This window comes from Massilia atriviolacea (genome assembly GCF_003953935.1).
GTDB lineage: Bacteria > Pseudomonadota > Gammaproteobacteria > Burkholderiales > Burkholderiaceae_D > Telluria_A > Telluria_A atriviolacea.
The window spans coordinates 1-19295 of the sequence record NZ_RXLQ01000031.1 but is presented as its reverse complement, the minus strand read 5'-3'; the positions used below and the strand labels follow the sequence as shown (position 1 = coordinate 19295).

At 64.6% G+C, this 19295-nt stretch carries 19 protein-coding genes; 9 read left to right on the top strand and 10 right to left on the bottom strand.

Annotated features, from left to right (window positions below; all coding sequences use genetic code 11):
• Positions 1-81: 81 nt before the first annotated feature.
• The 9 genes from EJB06_RS30610 (at position 82) to trpC (ending at position 7217) form a co-directional block, all read left to right on the top strand.
• Positions 82-705: a hypothetical protein gene (locus EJB06_RS30610; RefSeq protein ID WP_126077813.1), complete on the top strand. Its 624-nt coding sequence runs from the start codon at positions 82-84 to the stop codon at positions 703-705.
• A gap of 92 nt (positions 706-797) precedes the next feature.
• On the top strand, positions 798-1220 hold the full coding sequence (locus tag EJB06_RS30605) for a hypothetical protein (protein WP_126077812.1): 423 nt from the start codon (positions 798-800) through the stop codon (positions 1218-1220).
• Positions 1221-1436: 216 nt separating this feature from the next.
• A complete protein-coding gene (locus EJB06_RS30600; protein ID WP_126077811.1) occupies positions 1437-2150 on the top strand; it encodes a phosphoglycolate phosphatase in 714 nt (237 codons plus the stop codon).
• Positions 2151-2344: 194 nt separating this feature from the next.
• Positions 2345-2485: a hypothetical protein gene (locus EJB06_RS32115; protein ID WP_164558086.1), complete on the top strand. Its 141-nt coding sequence runs from the start codon at positions 2345-2347 to the stop codon at positions 2483-2485.
• Between the two features lie 93 nt (positions 2486-2578).
• A complete protein-coding gene (gene trpE, locus EJB06_RS30595; protein ID WP_126077810.1) occupies positions 2579-4075 on the top strand; it encodes an anthranilate synthase component I in 1497 nt (498 codons plus the stop codon).
• 1 nt (position 4076) lies between these two features.
• Positions 4077-4640 carry an anthranilate synthase component II gene (locus EJB06_RS30590; protein ID WP_126077809.1) on the top strand — a complete coding sequence of 188 codons (564 nt, stop codon included), beginning with the start codon at positions 4077-4079 and terminating at the stop codon, positions 4638-4640.
• 21 nt (positions 4641-4661) lie between these two features.
• Complete coding sequence (gene trpD / locus EJB06_RS30585; RefSeq protein WP_126077808.1) at positions 4662-5693, top strand: anthranilate phosphoribosyltransferase; 1032 nt, start codon at positions 4662-4664, stop codon at positions 5691-5693.
• An 80-nt stretch (positions 5694-5773) separates the two neighbouring features.
• A complete protein-coding gene (locus tag EJB06_RS30580) occupies positions 5774-6406 on the top strand; it encodes a LysE family translocator (RefSeq protein WP_126077807.1) in 633 nt (210 codons plus the stop codon).
• Positions 6407-6416: 10 nt separating this feature from the next.
• Positions 6417-7217, top strand: coding sequence for an indole-3-glycerol phosphate synthase TrpC (gene trpC, locus EJB06_RS30575; RefSeq protein WP_126077806.1), 801 nt, complete (start codon positions 6417-6419; stop codon positions 7215-7217).
• Between the two features lie 13 nt (positions 7218-7230).
• On the opposite strand, the gene EJB06_RS30570 is transcribed toward trpC, so the two are convergent.
• The 10 genes from EJB06_RS30570 to EJB06_RS30525 form a co-directional block, all read right to left on the bottom strand.
• Positions 7231-7839 carry a suppressor of fused domain protein gene (locus EJB06_RS30570; RefSeq protein ID WP_126077805.1) on the bottom strand — a complete coding sequence of 203 codons (609 nt, stop codon included), beginning with the start codon at positions 7837-7839 and terminating at the stop codon, positions 7231-7233.
• Positions 7836-8468, bottom strand: coding sequence for a suppressor of fused domain protein (locus tag EJB06_RS30565; protein ID WP_126077804.1), 633 nt, complete (start codon positions 8466-8468; stop codon positions 7836-7838). Before EJB06_RS30565 ends, EJB06_RS30570 begins: the two co-directional genes overlap by 4 nt.
• Positions 8458-10956, bottom strand: a complete 2499-nt coding sequence (locus EJB06_RS33250) for an RHS repeat-associated core domain-containing protein (protein ID WP_229427364.1) — start codon at positions 10954-10956, stop codon at positions 8458-8460. The genes EJB06_RS30565 and EJB06_RS33250 overlap by 11 nt, the downstream gene beginning before the upstream one ends.
• Positions 10902-11735: a contractile injection system protein, VgrG/Pvc8 family gene (locus EJB06_RS32765; protein ID WP_126077802.1), complete on the bottom strand. Its 834-nt coding sequence runs from the start codon at positions 11733-11735 to the stop codon at positions 10902-10904. The genes EJB06_RS33250 and EJB06_RS32765 overlap by 55 nt, the downstream gene beginning before the upstream one ends.
• 172 nt (positions 11736-11907) lie before the next feature.
• Positions 11908-13728: a M61 family metallopeptidase gene (locus tag EJB06_RS30550; RefSeq protein WP_126077801.1), complete on the bottom strand. Its 1821-nt coding sequence runs from the start codon at positions 13726-13728 to the stop codon at positions 11908-11910.
• A gap of 46 nt (positions 13729-13774) precedes the next feature.
• Positions 13775-14368 (bottom strand): nucleotidyltransferase family protein, encoded by a 594-nt coding sequence (locus EJB06_RS30545; protein ID WP_126077800.1) that lies wholly within the window; start codon positions 14366-14368, stop codon positions 13775-13777.
• Positions 14369-14376: 8 nt separating this feature from the next.
• The gene (locus tag EJB06_RS30540; RefSeq protein WP_126077799.1) at positions 14377-16596 is read right to left on the bottom strand and encodes a xanthine dehydrogenase family protein molybdopterin-binding subunit; all 2220 of its coding nucleotides are present in this window, start codon (positions 16594-16596) and stop codon (positions 14377-14379) included.
• 10 nt (positions 16597-16606) lie between these two features.
• Positions 16607-17065: a (2Fe-2S)-binding protein gene (locus EJB06_RS30535; RefSeq protein ID WP_126077798.1), complete on the bottom strand. Its 459-nt coding sequence runs from the start codon at positions 17063-17065 to the stop codon at positions 16607-16609.
• A 43-nt stretch (positions 17066-17108) separates the two neighbouring features.
• Positions 17109-17900 (bottom strand): DsbC family protein, encoded by a 792-nt coding sequence (locus EJB06_RS30530; RefSeq protein ID WP_126077797.1) that lies wholly within the window; start codon positions 17898-17900, stop codon positions 17109-17111.
• 23 nt (positions 17901-17923) lie between these two features.
• Entirely contained in the window at positions 17924-19144 is a 1221-nt protein-coding gene (locus EJB06_RS30525; protein WP_126077796.1) for an FAD-dependent monooxygenase, read from the bottom strand.
• Positions 19145-19295: the final 151 nt, after the last annotated feature.

Sequence of the window (19295 nt, the reverse complement as noted above, 5' to 3'; positions counted from 1 at the left end):
CTCGGAAAAAAGCCCTTCTGGACTTTCCATCCGGCCGATCTTGTCCCCCACGCCAGGTCCGGCGAAAGCCGCTGAAGATTCGTGCGCAACGCGTCGGATCGGCATATTCCGGCCATGAAGCGTCCGCACCATCATCTCAATCCAATGAATGCCATGGAAGCCCTCTACGATCTGCTTGTCAATGCCTACACCAAGTTCCTGGCTTCGGGTCTTTCCGTGGATCACGCCCGATATGGCGTGTTCGGGATCTGGATCGGCCCGGTCGAAGACAAGCCTCTTCCAGTGTCAGACTCCCAGCTGGAGCGCGCGCGTGCATCAAGCGCTGCCTGGCCTGAGAGTTTCGGAAATCTGCCGAATCCTTACGCTGATCTCGTTTCTTTCTATGAAACTGGCGCAAGCTTGGGGCGCTGGGAAAACCATATTCTCGATGTCTATGGCCCCGATGGCGAAAAGCTCTGGGGCATCCCCAGATCGACGCTGTTAGCAGCGACCAAGTCACCCCCAGTCCAGGAGTTCAAACGTGCTCGATTGTCGGATACCGATTACCAGCTCTTTCTCGTCGCCTGGGAAAGTTGGGGCCGCACTGGAAACCACGATATTTGCTGTGATCTTTGCGGCAGCAATATAATCTTCGAGAAAACGGGGGCTGCGGTGAAACACTCCTGTTCCTGTGGCAGGTTCACCGGCGCGTTGCGCGGGCCATAACAGCCCGACATCCAGCCCACTGGCCGAATCCGGCCATCTCATTCAAGCCGATCTCCTATGGGTCAGCCAATTCGTAGCAAGATGACGTTCAAATGACAATGCAGATGCCAGAGGTGCTGGAAGTTGAAGACGGAACGCTTGAACTGCCAGCGTTCCAGCTGTACGGAGTAATGGTTGGCGATATTGACGATCCGACGACATGGTCCGGATATACATTTTCGGTGCGTGGCGATCCAACGAAAATGGTGATGTGCACGGCGCTGTGGAGAGGATACGTCTCGACCTATCTTCTTCGACGCGATGGCACAATCCACCTGCAACAGCTTGAATATCCTTTCACTAAAGATGTGCGTCGTGACGAGGTGGACGAGCAACTGACTGGTGATTTTTGGCTCGACATGAGAAAAGGTTTCACGGGAGACGCGGTCCTGGTGCCTTTCGTTGACGGTCGCATCGACATCGAAAAAAGTCGTTGGCGGTCCAGGAAAGGAAGATCCATTGAACGTTACATTTGATTGGTTCCCTTGCATGCCGCATGGCGCTCGCCAGTGCAGACCGGTCCGGATACGCGCCTGCATTGATGAATCGCCGCTGTCGGATCATACTCGTGCCTGCATCGACATATGACCCGATCAAGCGCCCGAAAAAGCGCCGGGCCCATCCGCCCAACAGACGCAGCGGCCGCGCGACACATCAGCGGCTCAGCAAGCGCCATTCACCGACCTGATTTCATGTTCACTAACGCTACCCAGTCCAAGCCCGCCCCGATCCGCGCCGTCATCATCGATCTCGACGGCACCATGCTCGACACCCTGCCCGACTTCCACGTCGCCATCAACGCCATGCGCGGCGAATTCGGCGACGCGCCGATCACCCAGCAGCAGATCGGTCTGATGATCGGCAAAGGTTCCGACAACCTGATCCGCGCCGTGCTCGCGCTGGAACACGATGCCGCCGGCGTCGACCAGCGCTTCGCCGACGCCATGGCCTTCTACCAGCGTCACTACCTGGCCATCAACGGCAAGCATAGCGCGCTCTACGACGGCGTCATCGACGGCCTGGACGCCATGAAAAAAGACGGCCTGCGCCTGGCCTGCGTGACCAACAAACCGATCGCCTTCGCCACCCCGCTGCTGGCCCAAAAAGGCCTTGCACATTATTTCGAGGTGGTCTACGGCGGCGACTCGCTGCCGCGCAAAAAACCCGACCCCATGCCCCTGCTGCAGGTGTGCGCCGACTTCGACCTTGCACCGTCGCAAGTGGTGGCGATCGGCGACTCTTCCAACGATGCAGAAGCCGCTCGTCGAGCTGGATGCTTTGTCTTGACGGTACCGTATGGTTATAACCACGGTCAGGCTATACACGAAACAGATTCCGATGGTATAGTTACCTCACTTGTAGAAGCGGCAACCCTGATTCGTTCCCACAACCGCAACGCACACTAACCTTCAACCACATATGTTTTTCATCAAAAAACACAATGTCACCCAAACCGGCTCGATTGAGGCCTGGCTTTGGCGACGCTGGCAATCCTGGGCTAAGTAACCCTGTCGTGATTGCTGTCGGCTGCCTCCTTGCGCCGACAGGTTTTTTGAACCCCACCGCCGGCGCGATGCGCCATGGCGGCCTGGAGAAAAGCATGACCAGACTCGAATTCACATCGCGGGCCGACGAATGCGTCAACCGACCGCAGATGTTGCTCGTCAAAGAACACAATGCCCCCCAAACCGGCCCGCTCGAGGCCTGGCTTTGGCGTCGCTGGCAATCCTGCTCCAAGTAACCCCGTAGTGATTGCTGTCGGCTGCGCCCTTGCACCGACAGGTTTTTTGAACCCCACCGCTGGCGGATGCGCCACTGCGGCATGGAGAAAAGCATGACCGAACTTGAATTCAAATCGCTGGCCAACGAAGGCTTCAACCGCATTCCCCTGATTTCGGAAGCCTTCGCCGATCTCGAAACACCGCTCACCCTCTACCTCAAGCTGGCGCAGACGAATAACGTCAGCAAGAACACCTTCCTGCTCGAATCGGTGGTGGGCGGCGAGCGTTTCGGACGGTATTCCTTCATCGGCCTTCCCGCGTCGACGGTGCTGCGCAGCTTCGGCACGCGCACCGAGATCGTCAAGCACGGCGAGGTGATCGAAACCCACAACGGCAATCCGCTCGACTTCATCGAGCAGTACCAGGCGCGCTTCAAAGTGGCGCTGCGTCCGGGCCTGCCGCGCTTCTGCGGCGGCCTGGCCGGCTACTTCGGCTACGACACCGTGCGCCACATCGAACGCAAGCTGGCCGACACCCAGCCCAAGGACACCCTGGGCCTGCCCGACATCCAGCTGATGGTGACCGAGGAACTGGCGGTGATCGACAACCTGTCGGGCAAGCTGTATCTGATCGTGTACGCCGACACCGCGCAGGCGGAAGCCTATTCCAGGGCGCGCCAGCGCCTGAAAGACCTGCGCATGATGCTGCGCCGTGGCGTCGACGCGCCCGTCACATCGAGCTCGGTGCGGACCGAAGCGGTGCGCGAGTTCAGCAAGGAGGATTACCTCAAGGCCGTTGCGCGCGCCCACGAATACGTGATGGCCGGGGACCTGATGCAGGTGCAGATCGGCCAGCGCATCCGCAAGCCCTACGTGGACAATCCGCTGACCCTGTACCGCGCCCTGCGTTCGCTGAACCCGTCGCCGTACATGTACTTCTATAACTTCGGCGACATGCAGATCGTCGGCGCCTCGCCGGAGATCCTGGTGCGCAACGAGACCGCGGCCGACGGCAGCAAAAAAGTCACCCTGCGCCCGATCGCCGGCACCCGCCCGCGCGGCGCGACGCCGGAACGCGATGCCGAACTGTCGAAGGAACTGCTGGCCGACCCCAAGGAAATCGCCGAACACGTTATGCTGATCGACCTGGCGCGCAACGACCTGGGCCGCATCTCCGACATCGGCACCGTCAAGGTCACCGAGCGCATGGTGGTGGAAAAATACTCGCATGTGCAGCACATCGTCTCGAACGTCGAAGGCACGCTGAAGGAAGGCATGTCCAACCTGGACGTGCTGCGCGCGACCTTCCCGGCCGGCACCCTGACCGGCGCGCCGAAAGTGCGCGCCATGGAAGTGATCGACGAACTCGAACCGACCAAGCGCGGCATCTACGGCGGCGCCTGCGGCTACCTGTCGTTCGGCGGCGAGATGGACGTGGCGATTGCGATCCGCACCGGGGTAATCAAGGACGGCATGCTGTACGTGCAGGCCGCTGCCGGCATCGTGGCCGATTCGGACCCCGAAATGGAATGGCAGGAAACCGAAAACAAGGCGCGTGCAGTCCTGCGCGCCGCCGAACAAGTGCAAGACGGCCTGGATGGGGAGATCTGAAATGCTGCTAATGATCGATAACTACGACTCGTTCACCTACAACCTGGTGCAGTATTTTGGTGAGTTGGGCGAACAGGTTGCTACCTTCCGCAACGACGAAATCACGATCGAGGAGATCGCGGCGATGCAGCCGGACCGCATCTGCATCTCGCCCGGTCCCAAGACCCCGGCCGAAGCCGGGATCTCGATCGCCATCCTGGAGCAGTTCAAGGGCAAGCTGCCGATCCTCGGCGTGTGCCTCGGCCACCAGGCCATCGGCGCCGCATTCGGCGGCAAGGTGATTCGCGCCAAGCAGGTCATGCATGGCAAGACGTCGCTGATCGCGCACACCGGCGTGGGCGTGTTCAAGGATCTTCCGAGTCCGTTCACGGTCATCCGCTACCACTCGCTGGCGATCGAGCGCGCGTCGCTCCCGGCCTGCCTGGAGGTGACGGCATGGACCGACGACGGCGAGATCATGGGCGTGCGGCACAAGGATTTCGATATCGAGGGTGTGCAGTTCCATCCCGAATCGATCCTGTCCGAGCATGGCCATGCCCTGCTGAAGAATTTTCTCGAACGCTAACGCCCTGCCCAAGGAGCCCTCATGCCGATCACCCCACAAGAAGCACTGCTGCGCTGCATCGAACACCGCGAGATTTTTCACGACGAGATGCTGCACCTGTTCCGCCAGATCATGTCGGGCGAGATGTCGCCGACCATGATCGCCGCCCTCACGCTCGGCCTGCGCGTGAAGAAGGAAACCATCGGCGAAATCGCCGCCGCCGCGCAAGTGATGCGCGAATTTTCAACCAAGGTGCCGATGGCCGACACCACCAACCTGCTCGACATCGTCGGCACCGGTGGCGACGGCGCGCACACATTCAATATTTCGACCACGGCCATGTTCGTGGCCGCCGCCGCCGGCGCGCGCGTGGCCAAGCATGGCGGGCGCAGCGTCTCGTCGTCCTCCGGCAGCGCCGACGTGATCGAGTCGCTGGGCGCGAACATCAACCTCTCGCCCGAGCAGATCGCGCAGTCGATCGCGCAGACCGGCATCGGCTTCATGTTCGCGCCGAACCACCACGCCGCCATGAAGCACGCGGCGCCGGTGCGGCGCGAACTGGGCGTGCGCACCATTTTCAATATTCTCGGGCCGCTGACCAATCCGGCCGGCGCACCGAACATCCTGATGGGCGTGTTCCACCAGGATCTGGTGGGCATCCAGGTGCGCGTGCTGCAGCGCCTCGGCGCGCAGCATGCGGTGGTGGTGTATGGCCGCGACAATATGGATGAAGTGTCGCTCGGCGCGGGCACCATGGTCGGAGAACTGGTCAACGGCGAAATCCGCGAGTACGAGATTCATCCCGAAGACTTCGGCCTGGCGATGATCGCCAGCCGCAATCTCAAGGTGGCGAACGCGGTCGAATCGAAGGCGAAGATGATGGAAGCGCTCAACGGCGAACCCGGTGCGGCCTACGATATCGTCGCGCTCAATGCCGGCACCGCGCTGTATGCGGCCGGCGTGGCGGCCTCGATTGAAGATGGCCTGAAAAAGGCGCGCGAGGCGGTCGAATCGGGCGCGGCGCGGGCCAAGGTCGACCAGTTCGTTCAAGTCACGCAGCAACTGGCCGCGTAAATGCGGAACCTCGTTCCCCGCCTGCGCGGGGAATGACGGGGTAGCACATTTCCCGCGCCATCAACCCAGGATTTCTCTCCATGTTCGGCATCCACGACCTGCCCCTGTTCATCCTCTCCGGCCTGCTGCTCAACATCATGCCCGGCCCGGACTCGCTGCTGATCATGACGCGCAGCGCCACCCAGGGATGGCGCGCCGGCGTGGCCGCCACGCTGGGCATCGGCGCCGGCACCATGATCCACGTGCTGGCCGCGGCACTCGGCCTGTCCGCCATCCTGGCCACCTCGGCGACCGCCTTCATGGTCGTCAAGTACGCCGGCGCGGCCTACATCATCTACATGGCGATCGGCCTGCTGCGCAGCAGGCGGCGCGACCCTGCGTCACCAAGCGCGGTGGCCCCGCTGCCGTATGCGAAAATCCTCGCCCAGGGATTCCTGACAAACGTCCTCAATCCCAAGGTGGCGATCTTCTTCCTGGCCTTCGTACCGCAGTTCATCGCGCCTGACGCATCCGGCAAGGCGCTGGCCTTCGTCGTCCTCGGCTGCATTTTCAATGTCAACGGCATGCTGTGGTCGATCGCGCTGGCGCTGTTCACGGCGCGGGCAAGCGCCCGCATCAAGGTCAACCCGACTCTCTCACTGTGGCTTAACCGCGCGACCGGCGGCCTGTTCATCTGGCTCGGCATCAAGCTCGCGCTCTCCAAACCAAACTAAAGACCTCATCATGTCCGATATCCTCAACAAAATCCTGGCGGTCAAGGCTGACGAAGTCGCCGCCGCAAAAAAACACCGCGACCTGGCCAGCCTGCGCCGCGAAGTCGAAACCGACGCCGCCCTGCGCAGCGGCCTGCGCGGCTTCGAAGCGAGCCTGCGCAAGCACATCGCCGCCGGCCAGGCCGGCGTGATCGCCGAGATCAAGAAAGCCTCGCCCTCCAAAGGCGTGCTGCGCGCCGACTTCCGTCCGGCCGACATCGCCGAGAGCTATGCGCGCCACGGCGCGGCGTGCCTGTCGGTGCTGACCGACGTGGAGTTCTTCCAGGGCCAGGTCGCGTACCTGAAACAGGCGCGCGCCGCCTGCCAGATCCCGGTGATCCGCAAGGACTTCATGATCGATATGTACCAGGTCTACGAAGCGCGCGCGATGGGCGCCGATGCGATCCTGCTGATCGTCTCGGCCCTCGACCACGGCCTGATGGCCGAACTGGAAGCCTGCGCCCACGAACTGGGCATGGACGTGCTGGTCGAAGTGCACGACGGCGACGAACTGACGGCCGCGCTCAAGCTCGATACGAAACTGGTCGGCATCAACAACCGCAACCTGCGCACCTTCGAGACCTCGCTGCAAACCACCATCGACCTGCTGCCGCGCATCCCGGCCGAGAAACTGGTGGTGACCGAATCGGGCATCATGGGCCCGAGCGACGTCAAGCGCATGCGCGACGCCAATGTGCACGCCTTCCTGGTCGGCGAAGCCTTCATGCGCGCGCCGGAGCCGGGGGTGGAGTTGCAGCGCCTGTTCGCCTGAGGCCGCGCCCTGTTCAGACGACCAGCCCGGCGCGGGCCGGGTCGATCAGGCTCTGGTCGGATGCCTGCACCAGCTCGTCGAAGTCGTCGATGCCGTGCTCGGCGATGAAGCGGTATTCGGCCTCGTGCAAGGGGATCAGCCAGACGATCTCCAGATCGAAGCGGCAGGCGATGCACAGCGTGTCGAAGCCCTCGTTCTCGGCGCTCGGCTGGTCGAGCAGCAATGCCGTGCTGGACCACGCGGCCGGCGCCGCTACGGCGGGCTTGAGCGCATGCGGCAGCTCGGGCCGCTCCGCGCCGGCGGCGATCTGCATGGCTGCTGCGGCGGCATAGTCGAAGACCTGCTCCAGCGTCGCTCCGCCCAGTCCGTCTTCCAGGGCCATGTAGTATTCCCGGCCGTCGCGCTCGCCATCCGCCTTGATGGTGTGCGCAAGACCGACCGAGGCAATCCGGAACGGCCGTCCGGCGCCCTGCGCCGGGAAGGCATACGCTTCGAACAGCGGCGCGCCGGCGCCGTCGCGCACGATGCGGCGCTTGTCCGGCAGGCCCCAATATTGTATATAGTGGCCGAGCACGATGGTGCGGTACACATCGGCGTCGAGCGCATTGTCCATCCCTGTCATGACGGCACCATGGCGCTGCGGTTAACGTCGACCAGGCTTTGCTCGTAGGTTTGCACCAGTTCCTCGAACGGGTCCAGTCCCTTGTCGAGAATGAAGGCGTATTCCGCCTCCAGCAGCGGGATCAGCCACTCGATCTCGATCTCGCCCATGCCGTCGATGGCGAGCGGATTGAAGTCTTCGCTCTCGCCGGTGGCCTCGGCGACCAGCAAGGCCGTGGCGGACCACTCGGCCGGCGCCAGCGGCGATGGACCCAGCAGGCGCGGCAGGTGGCAGGAGCGCCTGGCGTGCGCAAGCAGGTGCACCACCACGCTCGACACATAGCCCAGCACCGCATCGCGCCCGGCCCCGCCCAGGTCGTCCGGCAAGACCATGAAGTACTCCCTGCCTTCGGGCTTGCCGTCCGGCTTGATCTGCCCGGCCAGCCCCACCGAGGCGATGCGCACAGGTTCCATCGGCTCGCGCCCGGCAAACACATACAGTTCGATCAGCGCCTGGTCCGCCGCGCGGCGCAGCACATGCCGGTACTCCGGCGTGCCCCAGTGACGCATGTAGTGGCCCAGGAGCAGGGTCCGGTACAGATCCGGCGTCGACGCTGCGTCCACGTCCTCGATTGTCGTGCTAGCAGCCATCTTTTTTCTTCTTTTTCTTTCGTTCTGGTTTGGGCTTGAAATTGGGCCCGGTATCGGTCCGGTAATTGTGCGTATGGCTCATCGAGCCGCCTTCCGCTTTCTGGCATGGGTGGCAGTTCAGGCTCGTCGCATTCACGTTGTACGACGTCGTCCGGGCCGGCTGGTCGGTGTTGAATCCCTCCGTGTTGAACAACTCGACGACCGGCGGTTCGTGCTGCACGGACGCGGTGTCGCTGGTGATCTCGCAACCACACTTCTTGCAGCGCATCTTGCCGTCGGCGCCGGTCGCCTTTTTTTCGAGCCCCGTCTTGGTCTTCTTCCATACGCGGCTGGGATAATACTTGCCGCGCGCCCCCTGCAAGCCCAGCGGGTCGTTCCAGCCCGATGGATTATGCGCGTACAGATAAACATGGTCGCCGCCCACGAACCCCACCGGGTCCTGGCTGACAAAGCGCCCGATGCCGGGATCGTAGTAACGGAAACGATTGTAATGCAAACCCGTTTCATCATCAAACTGTTGCCCCTGGAATCGAAACGGCTGCTGCAAGCCGGGCGCCGGCGCCAACGTCGCCTGCGCCGCATGACTGAGCGTGCCGGTCCCCGTTTTCAGGAAACGGGTTTCGCCCCACACCTTGTAGTCGGCCATCCAGGCCAGCTCGCCATCGGCGCCGGTCAGTTCCTGCGGCACCCCGTTCTGGTCGCACTGGTACCAGTAGGTCCGTTCTTTCTGGATGGTGGCCAGGGGAATGTAGCTGTCCGGCTCGAACACGAACAGCGCGCCCTCGTGGCCGCGCCGCGATTCGATCATCAGGTTGCCGTCCCACAGATACTCGGTGCGCCCGAACAGGTCGCCCTTGCAGGTGCGCCGCCCCAGTGCATCGTATTCGTAGCGGGTGATCTGGGTCACGCCGTGGCGGCTCACCGTGGCCTGCTGCAATCGGTGGTCGGCATCCCAGGCAAAATCGGCGTGCTCGTGCGCCCCCTTCTTGCGCGTCAGGATATTACCGTGCACATCATAGGTGTAGCGCAAGTCCTGGTGTACGCGCAGGCGGTTGCCCGCCACCATGCCCTGCCCCTGTCCTTGCGCGTGGGGCAACAGGTTGCCGGCCGGGTCGAAGGCGAATTCTTCGCTGTCGCGCCCGCTGCTGCCGACGATACGGCCAAGGGCGTCGTAACGGTTGAGCTGCTCGCCGCGCAGATTGTCGAGCTTGCGGGTCAGGTTGCCGGCCAGGTCGTAGCGGTAGTTGCGTTCGACCACGACCGCCTCCGCGCCCACCGCCTTCAGGCGTGCGCCCGCGCGGCTGGTGCGGTGGCGCACCAGCCGGCCCATCGGATCATAGTCGAACCGCGTCTGCAGCGCGCCCTGGGTACGGCTCACTTCGCGGTGCACCGCATCGCGCTCGATGTCGGCGATCACCTGATGCTGCCCGCCCTGCTCGATATTGATCTGATGCAGGTGACCGGAGCCGTAGAACAGCCAGTTCAGGGTGCGCCCGTCGGGCAGGCGGGTCTCGGTGCGGTTGCCCATGGCATCGTAGGCATGCGCCAGCGCGCGCGCCTTGCCGCCGCCCAGGATCTGGGTTTCTCCCAGCACCTGCCCGAGCGGATCGTAGGCGAAGGCGATGCGCGCCGCCGCGTTGTCGGCCGCCGTCATCCGCCCCAGCGCATCGTAGGCGAACGCCGCTTCGCTGGCGGCGTCGCCCACCGTGTGCTTGCGCACCAGCCGCCCCATGGCGTCGCGCTCGAAACAGGTGACCTTGCCGGGACCGAGCTCGCTGCCGCCGCTTTCGATCATGTGGGTCAGCTCGCCTGCGCCGTTGTAGCAGTAGCGCTGGTGGCGCCCGTCGATGCCGATCTCGTCCGACAGCTGGTCGGCCAGGTCGTAGACGAAGCGGGTGGTCTCGCCATTCTCGTTGGTCAGGCTGGTCAGGCGGCCGACGCCGTCGTAGGCATACAGCATGGCGTGGCCGTTGGCGTCGCGCCGCTCGAGCGGCTCGCCGTGGGCGTCGTAGCGGTAGCGCGTCAGCTGGCCCAGCGGGTCCTGGTATGCGAGCAGCTTGTCGCCGGCGCTCCACTGATACTGGTGGACGCCGCCGTCCGGCTCCTCGATCCGGTCGAGCTGGCCGGCCAGGTTCCAGCGGTAGCGCGTGATCTGACCGGCCGCATCGGTGCGGCTGAGCGGCCGCCCCATGACGTCGTAGCTGAAGCGGGTCACCTGGCCGGAGCAGTCGCTGGCGGCCAGCAGGTTGCCGCCGCCATCCCATTCCAGGTGCTTGACGCCGCCGCGCGCATCGGTGATGGTGCTGACCTGTCCCGCGCTGTCGTAGGCATAGCGCGTGACATGGCCGAGCGGGTCGGTGGCCGCCACCAGGTTGCCGCGCTGGTCGTACTCGCGCCGCCACAGGTGGCCCAGGGCGTCGGTGATCGCGGTCTTCAGGTCCAGCGCGTTGTAGGCGACGACGGTGCGCGCACCGGCGGCGTCAACCATCTCGGCCATGTTGCCGCGTTCGTCGAAGCGGAACTGGGTGGCGCGCCCCAGCGCGTCGCGCCGGATGCGCGGATTGCCGTTGGCGTCGTTGCTGGTGTCGACCCGCACCCCGTCCGGCCCGGTGACGGCGATGATGTCCTTGCGCTCGTCGTACCGTCGATCGGCTCGGCGGCGGTGGTGTCGTCCGACAGGATCAGCTTGTGGCCGCGCTCGCTGTGCTCGAACCAGTAGACGATGCCTGCCGCGACCCAGCGCCGCTCGAGGAAGTTGCGGTCGGTTTCGTCGAACTGGCACGTGTCGGTAAAGGTGTCGGTGGCGCCCTGCACGCGCCAGTCCCAGTCGGCCAGGCTGCCGTAGTCGCCGAAGATACTGGCGGTCTGGTCGTACATCGTGGTGTAGTGGAACAGGTAGTTATCTTTGCGCAAGCTCAGATACTGGTACCACGGTCCGAGCCTGGCCTCGTAATACGATACCCCACCGTCGACCGTCTTGAGGCGGAAGCTGAACACGCGCCCGGTGAAATAGCGCATGCTGCCATTGCCGCGCACCAGCTGCACGCACATCATCTTGCCCTGCAAGTCCTTGAGCGGCACATGCGGGTCGTTCGACAGCAGTTCCACGGTAAACTCGAAGGGGCGCGACAGGCTCTCGACCGCGTCGAGCCGGTTGACCAGCAATTCGGCGGCCGGCCCGTCGTTATCGGGAAACGATAGCCGCAACAGGCGCTTGTTCTGGCGGCCGTCGATCAAAGCCTGTAATCCGGAAGACGCTTCGCTCATAGCAATGTCCTGTTATCCGATAAACGCCGGGGTAGCGCTGGGGCGCCGGCCGCAAGACCAGGCCGGGCGCCACGGGAGGGCATTAAATGTTGCTTAAAGCCCATCCCGGATTATCGATTGTACATGCTTTTCAAAACAGATTACGACTTTCGGGCCCGCCTGTTCACCAAGGTCAGCGCGCGCTGGGGCGCGCCGGTCCCGCGACTTTCTTGCGTTCGTCGATCAAGGTCAGTTTCACGTCCGGCACGCGGTCGCCCTGCAGCTGCACGGAAAACGTCATCAGCTCGTCGCGCCGGAAGGCATGCACGGCGACCGTGTCGCCGACCTTGTAGCGCGACAGCAGCGCGTCCAGGTTGGACGGATTGCCGGCCACCCGCAAGCCTTCCACCGCCACCAGGATATCGCCCGCCGACAGGCCGGCCCGATGGGCGGCGCCGCCTTCGTGCACCTGGGTCAGTTTGCAGTCGCCGCCATCGCGCCCGATGCCGACGTCGAAGGCCGGCTTGGCGTTCTTGCGCACGTCCTCGAACTTGACGCCGAACGGCGCATACAGCCTGGCCAGCGGCAGGTCGGCCGTGCCCCTCACGTATTTGTCGAACAGCGGCTTGAGTTTCAGGCCGCTGATTTCATCGAACAGCGCTTCGACCTCGGCCTCGGTCACGCCGCGCCCCGCGCCCGGGTAAAAGTCGCGGCCGTAGCGCTGCCACAGCGCCAGCATCACGTCGTCGAGCGACTTCTTGCCTTCGGTCTTGGCGCGGATGGTCAGGTCGAAAGCGAGCGCGATCAGCGACCCCTTGCCGTAGTAGCTGACGATGGCGTTCGGCGCATTCTCGTCCTGGCGGTAGTATTTGCCCCAGGCGTCGAAGCTGGAATCGGCCACGCTTTGCTTGGTGCGTCCGCTGCCGCGCAGGACGCCGCTGACGGCTTTGCCGAGCAGCTTGAGGTAAGCCGCTTCGCCGATGATGCCGCTGCGCACCAGCATCAGGTCGTCGTAGTAGCTGGTGAAGCCTTCGAACAGCCAGAGCAGCGGCGTGTAGGTTTCGTTCTGCAGGTCGTAAGGCGCAAACGCGGCCGGCTTGATGCGCTTGACGTTCCAGGTATGGAAGTACTCGTGGCTGCACAGGCCGAGGAACTTGAGGTAACCCTCGCCGATGTCGGCCGTCTTCGGCCCGGCGGTGCTGGGCAGGTCGGCGCGCGCGCAAATGAGCGCGGTCGAGGCGCGGTGTTCCAGGCCGCCGTAGCCGTCGCCCACGGCCAGCGTGAGGAAGACATAGCGCTCCATCGGCGCGCGCCGGGTGCGCGGTTCGAAAAACGCGATCTGGGTTTCGCAAATGGCTTTCAGGTCGGCCTGCAGGCGCGCCATGTCCAGGTTGGGCACGCGGCCCGACACCACGATGTCGTGCGCGATGCCGTGCGCCTTGAAGGAAGCCAGCGCAAAGTCGCCCATCTCGACCGGGTGGTCGATCAGTTCATCGTAGTCGCCCGCGACGTAGGTGCCGAAGCCGTAGCGCTTGGCGCCCAGTTCCGGCAGCGAGGTGGCCACGCGCCAGCTCTTGGCGGCGGCGTCGGGCGGACGGACGATGTCGACTTCGTGCGGCGAGTGTTCCTGCCCCAGCACGCGCAGGAAGACGCTGGTGCCGTTGAAGAAGCCGTGGGTCTGGTCCAGGTGCGCGGCGCGCACCGACAGGTCCCAGGCGTAGACTTCGTACTGCACGCTCAAGGGCCCGGCCACCGGGGCGGCCTGCCAGGAATGCTTGTCGAGTTTTGTCAGCGCGACCGGCTTGCCGTTCGACTCGGCGCGGATCTGGACGATATTGCGCGAAAATTCGCGGATCATGTAGCTGCCCGGGATCCACGCGGGCAGTGCAAACACCTGGCCCTCGGGCGACGGTGCGGCCACGGTGACGCTAACGTCGAACAGGTGCCCGCCCAGGTCTTTCGGAACGATGGCGTACTGGATAGACGCCGGCTTCTTGGGTGTCGGTTTTTTCATGTTCAATGGGTAGTTCGTGGAGATGGACCAGCGCAAGCTGTCCACCTTACGCGAGTGTACTGGTTTTTAACAGGTCCGCGACGGTATCGATGTCCGAAACAACGCCCGGATCGTCGACCGAAACAACAGTCGGCGCATGCGCCTTGAGGATGGCGCGCGCGCCCTGGTCGCCCGTCAGCGCCAGCAGCGCTTCGCGATGGACGCTGCCGAAACCGACCGGGTTGCCGCGCTGGCCGGCATGCACCGGCACCACGATCGGCGCACCGCGCTCCAGCGCGGCGCGTAGCGCCAGCATGGTGCTGGCGCGTACATACGGCATGTCGCCCAGGGCGATCAGCCACGATGGCGCGTCCGGCGCCTGGCGCAGGGCATGCACCAGCGAGGCCGCCATGCCGCTGTCGGCGTCGGGACACACGGTGACGACGCAGCCGAGCGCGCGCAGGCAGTCGCCCACGCCGCCATCGTCAAGCCGCACGACGGCGATCACTTTATCGACAGAGGAGAGTAAAGCGCGGGCGCTGGCGGCGACAAGCAGTTCGCCGCCAGGCAAAGGCTGGAGCAGCTTGCTCGCCGCGCCAGTCGGATCGAAACGGCGCCCCCTGCCGGCGGCCAGCAAGATGCCGACAGGGGTCACTGCCATGCGCGCAATCAGGCCGTCGTCAGGTCGAACGGCAGCTTGCGCAGCCGCTTGCCCGTCAGCGTGAACAGCGCGTTGGCAAAGGCCGGCGCCAGCGGCGGCAGGCCAGGTTCGCCCATGCCGGTCGGCGCATCGCTTGACGCCACGGTGTAGACATCCACCTGCGGCATGTCGGGCATGCGCGCCACGGTGTAGTCGCCGAAGTTCTGCTGTTCGACCACGCCATCCTTGAGCGTGATCGCCGCACCGGGCAAGGTGGTACCGAGCGCCATCAGCACCGCGCCCTGCACCTGCGCTTCGATCGTCAATGGATTGACGACCTGGTTGCAGTGCACGCCGGCGGTGACCTTATGCAGCTTGGGTACGCCCTTGGCAACCGACGCTTCGACCACATACGCGACCACCGAGCCGAACGACTCGTGCAGCGCCACGCCCCAGGCACGGCCCTTGGCCAGCTTGCGCTTGCCGTAGCCGGATTTTTCCACCGCCAGGTCGAGCGCGGCCAGGTGGCGCACATGCTTTTCGCCCATCAGCTTCTTGCGGTAGGCCACCGGGTCCATTTTGGCCACGTGCGCGGCTTCGTCGACCAGGGTTTCCATCACAAAGGCGGTGTGGGTCGAGCCCACCGAACGCCACCACAGCACGGGCACGTTGGCCTTGGCATTGTGCACGGAGAGCTTCAGCGGCACCTCGTACGGCGCGCCCATGCCTTCGACCATGGTGTGGTCGACGCCATCCTTGACCATGAACGGCTCGAACGGCGTGCCGCTGATGATCGACTGGCCGACGATGGCGTGATCCCAGGCCAGGATATTGCCCTTGGCGTCCAGGCCGATATCGGCGCGGTGCACGTGCGACGGACGGTAGTAGCCGCCCTTGATGTCGTCTTCGCGGCTCCAGATCACCTTGACCGGACCGCTTTTGCCGGCCGCCCTGTACGCCTTGGCGACGTTGACCGCTTCGACCAGGTAGTCCGACGACGGCACCGCGCGCCGGCCGAAGCCGCCGCCCGCCATCATGGTGTTGAGCGTGACCTGCTCGCCCTTGAGGCCCGCCGTGGCGGCGATCGCCGCATGGTCGACCGTTTGCATCTGGGTGCCGGCCCACACGGTGCAGCTGTCGGCCTTGAGGTCGACCACGCAGTTGAGCGGCTCCATCGGCGCGTGCGCCAGGTACGGAAATTCGTAGACGGCCGAGATTTTCTTCGGCGCGCCAGCCAGCTTGCTCACATCGGCCTGCCGGGCGACGGTGCCGGGCTTTTTGGACAGGGCCTTGAACTGCGCCATCTGCTTGCTGGTCGTGACCTTCTCGACCGCGCTGGTATCCCACTCGATCGCCAGCGCCTCGCGGCCCTGCCTGGCCGGCCAGTAGCCGTCGGCGATCACCGCCACGCCACGCCCGCCACGGTCCGTCGCGATCTCCAGCACCGCGATCACGCCCTTGATCGCGCGCGCCTTTGACGCGTCGAGCTTGGCGACTCTGGCGCCGAACACCGGCGGATGCGCCACCACGGCCACCTTGGCGTCCGGCAGGGTGAAATCGATGCCGAACTGCTGCTTGCCGCTCGACTTGGCCAGCGCGTCGATGCGCTTGACCGGTTTGCCGATAAAGCGGAAATCCTTGGCGTCCTTGAGCGCCACGGTGGCCGGCATCGGCTGCTTCATGGCAGCGTCGGCGAGCGAACCGTAGCTCGCTTTGCGCCCGTCCGGGTGCAGCACGAACCCGCTGGCGGTGCTCAGCTGCGCAGGACTTGCCTTCCACTGCTCGGCCGCCGCCGCGATCAGCATGGCGCGCGCCTTGGCGCCGATTTCGCGGTACTGCGTGAACGAGTGCGCGATGGTGCCCGAGCCGCCCGTGATCTGCATCCCGAACGCGGGGTCCTTGTAGGCGTCGCCGGCGGGCGCCAGTTCGCCGCGCATCTGCGACCAGTCGGCGTCGAGTTCTTCGGCGATCAGCATCGGCAGCGCGGTGTGCACGCCCTGGCCGAATTCGAGCCGGTTGACCATCACCGTCACGCTGTTGTCCGGCGCGATGCGCAGGAAGGCGTTGGGCGCGTAGACCGGCTTGGCGGCGGCATCGGCCGCGCGCGCGAACTTGTTCGCACCGGGCATGAAGAAGCCCAGCACCAGCCCACTGGTGGCGACGGCGCCGGCTTTCATGAAACTGCGGCGCGACATGCCGCCTTCAGGCGGGCGTGCCAAGGCCGCCTGGTTGATCCATTCGGTACGCATGCGGCTCTCCTCAGGCTAAGGTGGTCGCCGCGTCCTTGATGGCCGCGCGGATTCGTTGATAGGTACCGCAGCGGCAGATATTGCCGCTCATGGCGCCGTCGATGTCGGCGTCGGTCGGCTTCTTGTTGGTGCGCAGCAGGGCGGTGGCGCTCATCACCTGGCCGCTCTGACAGTAACCGCATTGCGGCACGTCGTGGCGTACCCACGCGTCCTGCACGGCCTTGCCGACCGCATCGCCTTCCATCGCTTCGATGGTGGTGATCTTCTGGCCGGCGGCGGCCGAAATCGGCGTGACGCACGAGCGGATCGCGTCGCCGTTCAGGTGCACGGTACAGGCGCCGCACAGGGCTGCGCCGCAGCCGAATTTGGTGCCCGTCATGTTCAGGTTGTCGCGCAAGGCCCACAAAATGGGCGTGGCAGGATCGGCGTCGACCTGCATGTCGCGGCCGTTGATGTTCAGAGTGACCATTACTTCTCCCTTGGTTTTGGTACTGCGCTTCGGACTGCTGTTTTTATGGTTTGCTTTTTGCCTGGCCAGCGCCGGCAGGTGCGGCGGCGGCCGGCTTGACTGCCTTGTTCAGGCTGGCGAACTTGGCTTCCAGGCCCTTGGTGTCGATCGCGCCGGGAATGCGGCTGCCGTCGGTGAAAAAGATCGCCGGCGTGCCCTCGATGCGCAGCTTGCGACCGAGTTCGAATACCTTCTCGTTCGGGTTGGCGCAGTTGGCGGCGGCAGCCGGCGCGGCCTTGTTGTCGATCATCCAGTCGTCCCAGGCCTTGTTGCGGTCCGGCGCGCACCAGATGTTCTTGGACTTGGCCGAGGAATCCTCGGACAGGATGTTGTACATGAAGGTGTACACCGTCACGTTGTCGATTTCCTTGAGCGTGGTCTGGCGGAAGCGCTTGCAGTAGCCGCAGTTCGGGTCTTCGAAGATGGCGATGGTGCGCTTGCCGTCGCCCTTGACCAGCTTGAGGGCATGCTGGAACGGCAGGTCGGCAAAATTGATCATGTTGATCTCGTCGACGCGCTCCTTGGTCAGGTTGCGCTGCGATTTGACGTCGATCACGTGGCCTAAAAACAGGTACTCGCCGGCTTCGTCGGTGTAGATGACGTCGCCGTTGGCGCGCACTTCGTACAAGCCGCTGTACTGCGTCTTTTTGATCGATTCGATCTTGACGCCCTTGCCCAGGCGCGGCTCGATGCGCTTTTTGATCGTCTCTTCCAAGCTCGGTTTGGCAGGGGCGGCGCTGGCGGCACCGGCGAACAGTCCGGTCAACACGACCAGGGCGATTTTTTTGTTTAACATGGCTTCTCCAATTCGTTAACGGCCTACTTGCCCATGGCGTGCGACATCAGTCGACGCTTCAGCAACGGCATCTTGTCCAGCAAATTTAATCCCAGGTTGCGCGCAATGCGCACCGGTTCCAGATTGGTACCGAACAGGCGCGCCAGGCCGTCCGTGGCGACTTGCATCAGCAGGATGTCTTCCTTGCGCGCGCGGGCATAGCGCGCCAGCACGCGTTCATCGCCGATGGCGCGCTGCGGCTCGCGCGCGGCGATGGTCTTGAGCAGCTCCGCCACATCGGCAAAGCCGAGGTTCATGCCGTGGCCGGCCAGCGGGTGGACCACGTGGGCGGCGTCGCCCACCAGGGCCACGCGCGGCGCCACGATGGCGTGCGGGCGGATCAGCGCCAGCGGCAGGTCCTTGACCGCCTCCGGCTGCAGCGGCTTGAGTTCGCCCAGCTTGTCGCCGGCCAGCACGGCCAGGCGCACGGCCAGTTCGCCCAGGCTTTCGTTCATGATGGTGTCGGCCAGCGCGTCGGGCGCGGACCACACCAGCGACACCCGTTTGCCCGGCAGCGGCAGCAGCGCCACGATGCCTTCTTCGCCGGTGAACCACTGATGCGCCACGCCGTGGTGCGGTTTTTCGCAGGCGAAATTGGCCACCACCGCGCGCTGGTGATAGGCGCGGTAGTCGACCCCGATGTCGCACTGGCCGCGCACCCACGACTGGCCGCCGTCGGCGCCGACCACCAGCGCGCTGGCGATGGCGCTGCCGTCGGCCAGGTGCACGCTGGCCCCCTCGGCGTCGCTCGCCAGCCTGAGTGCGCGGCCCTGGACGATGGTGACGTTGGCCGCGAAGCGCAGCGCGGCGTCGAGCGCCTGGTTCAGGTTGCGGTCTTCGACGATCCAGGCCAGCGCGCCGACGTGGGCGCCGAAGGCGTCGAAGGCGAGGTCGCCCGCCCTGGCGCCGTCGCCATTGACCGCCATGGCGTCGACCGCGGCGACGCGGTCCATGTCGAGCGCGCCCCATACCTTGAGCCGGGACAGCAATCCGTGCGCCGTGTGGTTGAGCGCGTAGACGCGCACGTCCCACGGCTGCTCGCCGGCGCCGGCTGCGGGAATGGACGGGGCCGATGGCGGGACCAGCACGGTGACGCTGTGACCGGCCTGGGCGAACCCGAGGGCGGCGGTCTTGGCGATGGCGCCGTTGCCAACGATGCACACCGCGCTCTGATGACGCGCGGAAGAGGAATTTGGACTAGTCATACAGAGCATTATAGCGGCTGGGAAGCAGACAGTTTTTTGCGGCACTCGGCACCTTTATCGAAAAAGATTTCCGGCCGGCCTTGCAAAGTGGGGATCGGGCGTCTATAATCATGCCTCTTGGCCTGGTAGCTCAGTCGGTAGAGCAGAGGAT

Excerpts from the sequence above, each read along its gene's own strand:
- EJB06_RS32765 (WP_126077802.1), bottom strand. The coding sequence starts at position 11,735 with ATGAGCGAAGCGTCTTCCGGATTACAGGCTTTGATCGACGGCCGCCAG.
- EJB06_RS30525 (WP_126077796.1), bottom strand. The coding sequence starts at position 19,144 with ATGACTAGTCCAAATTCCTCTTCCGCGCGTCATCAGAGCGCGGTGTGC.
- EJB06_RS30605 (WP_126077812.1), top strand. The coding sequence starts at position 798 with ATGACAATGCAGATGCCAGAGGTGCTGGAAGTTGAAGACGGAACGCTT.
- EJB06_RS30570 (WP_126077805.1), bottom strand. The coding sequence starts at position 7,839 with ATGACAGGGATGGACAATGCGCTCGACGCCGATGTGTACCGCACCATC.
- EJB06_RS30550 (WP_126077801.1), bottom strand. The coding sequence starts at position 13,728 with ATGAAAAAACCGACACCCAAGAAGCCGGCGTCTATCCAGTACGCCATC.
- EJB06_RS30530 (WP_126077797.1), bottom strand. The coding sequence starts at position 17,900 with ATGTTAAACAAAAAAATCGCCCTGGTCGTGTTGACCGGACTGTTCGCC.
- trpC (WP_126077806.1), top strand. The coding sequence starts at position 6,417 with ATGTCCGATATCCTCAACAAAATCCTGGCGGTCAAGGCTGACGAAGTC.
- EJB06_RS32115 (WP_164558086.1), top strand. The coding sequence starts at position 2,345 with ATGACCAGACTCGAATTCACATCGCGGGCCGACGAATGCGTCAACCGA.
- EJB06_RS30565 (WP_126077804.1), bottom strand. The coding sequence starts at position 8,468 with ATGGCTGCTAGCACGACAATCGAGGACGTGGACGCAGCGTCGACGCCG.
- trpE (WP_126077810.1), top strand. The coding sequence starts at position 2,579 with ATGACCGAACTTGAATTCAAATCGCTGGCCAACGAAGGCTTCAACCGC.
- EJB06_RS33250 (WP_229427364.1), bottom strand. The coding sequence starts at position 10,956 with ATGGTTGACGCCGCCGGTGCGCGCACCGTCGTCGCCTACAACGCGCTG.
- trpD (WP_126077808.1), top strand. The coding sequence starts at position 4,662 with ATGCCGATCACCCCACAAGAAGCACTGCTGCGCTGCATCGAACACCGC.
- EJB06_RS30540 (WP_126077799.1), bottom strand. The coding sequence starts at position 16,596 with ATGCGTACCGAATGGATCAACCAGGCGGCCTTGGCACGCCCGCCTGAA.
- EJB06_RS30580 (WP_126077807.1), top strand. The coding sequence starts at position 5,774 with ATGTTCGGCATCCACGACCTGCCCCTGTTCATCCTCTCCGGCCTGCTG.
- EJB06_RS30545 (WP_126077800.1), bottom strand. The coding sequence starts at position 14,368 with ATGGCAGTGACCCCTGTCGGCATCTTGCTGGCCGCCGGCAGGGGGCGC.
- EJB06_RS30535 (WP_126077798.1), bottom strand. The coding sequence starts at position 17,065 with ATGGTCACTCTGAACATCAACGGCCGCGACATGCAGGTCGACGCCGAT.
- EJB06_RS30600 (WP_126077811.1), top strand. The coding sequence starts at position 1,437 with ATGTTCACTAACGCTACCCAGTCCAAGCCCGCCCCGATCCGCGCCGTC.
- EJB06_RS30590 (WP_126077809.1), top strand. The coding sequence starts at position 4,077 with ATGCTGCTAATGATCGATAACTACGACTCGTTCACCTACAACCTGGTG.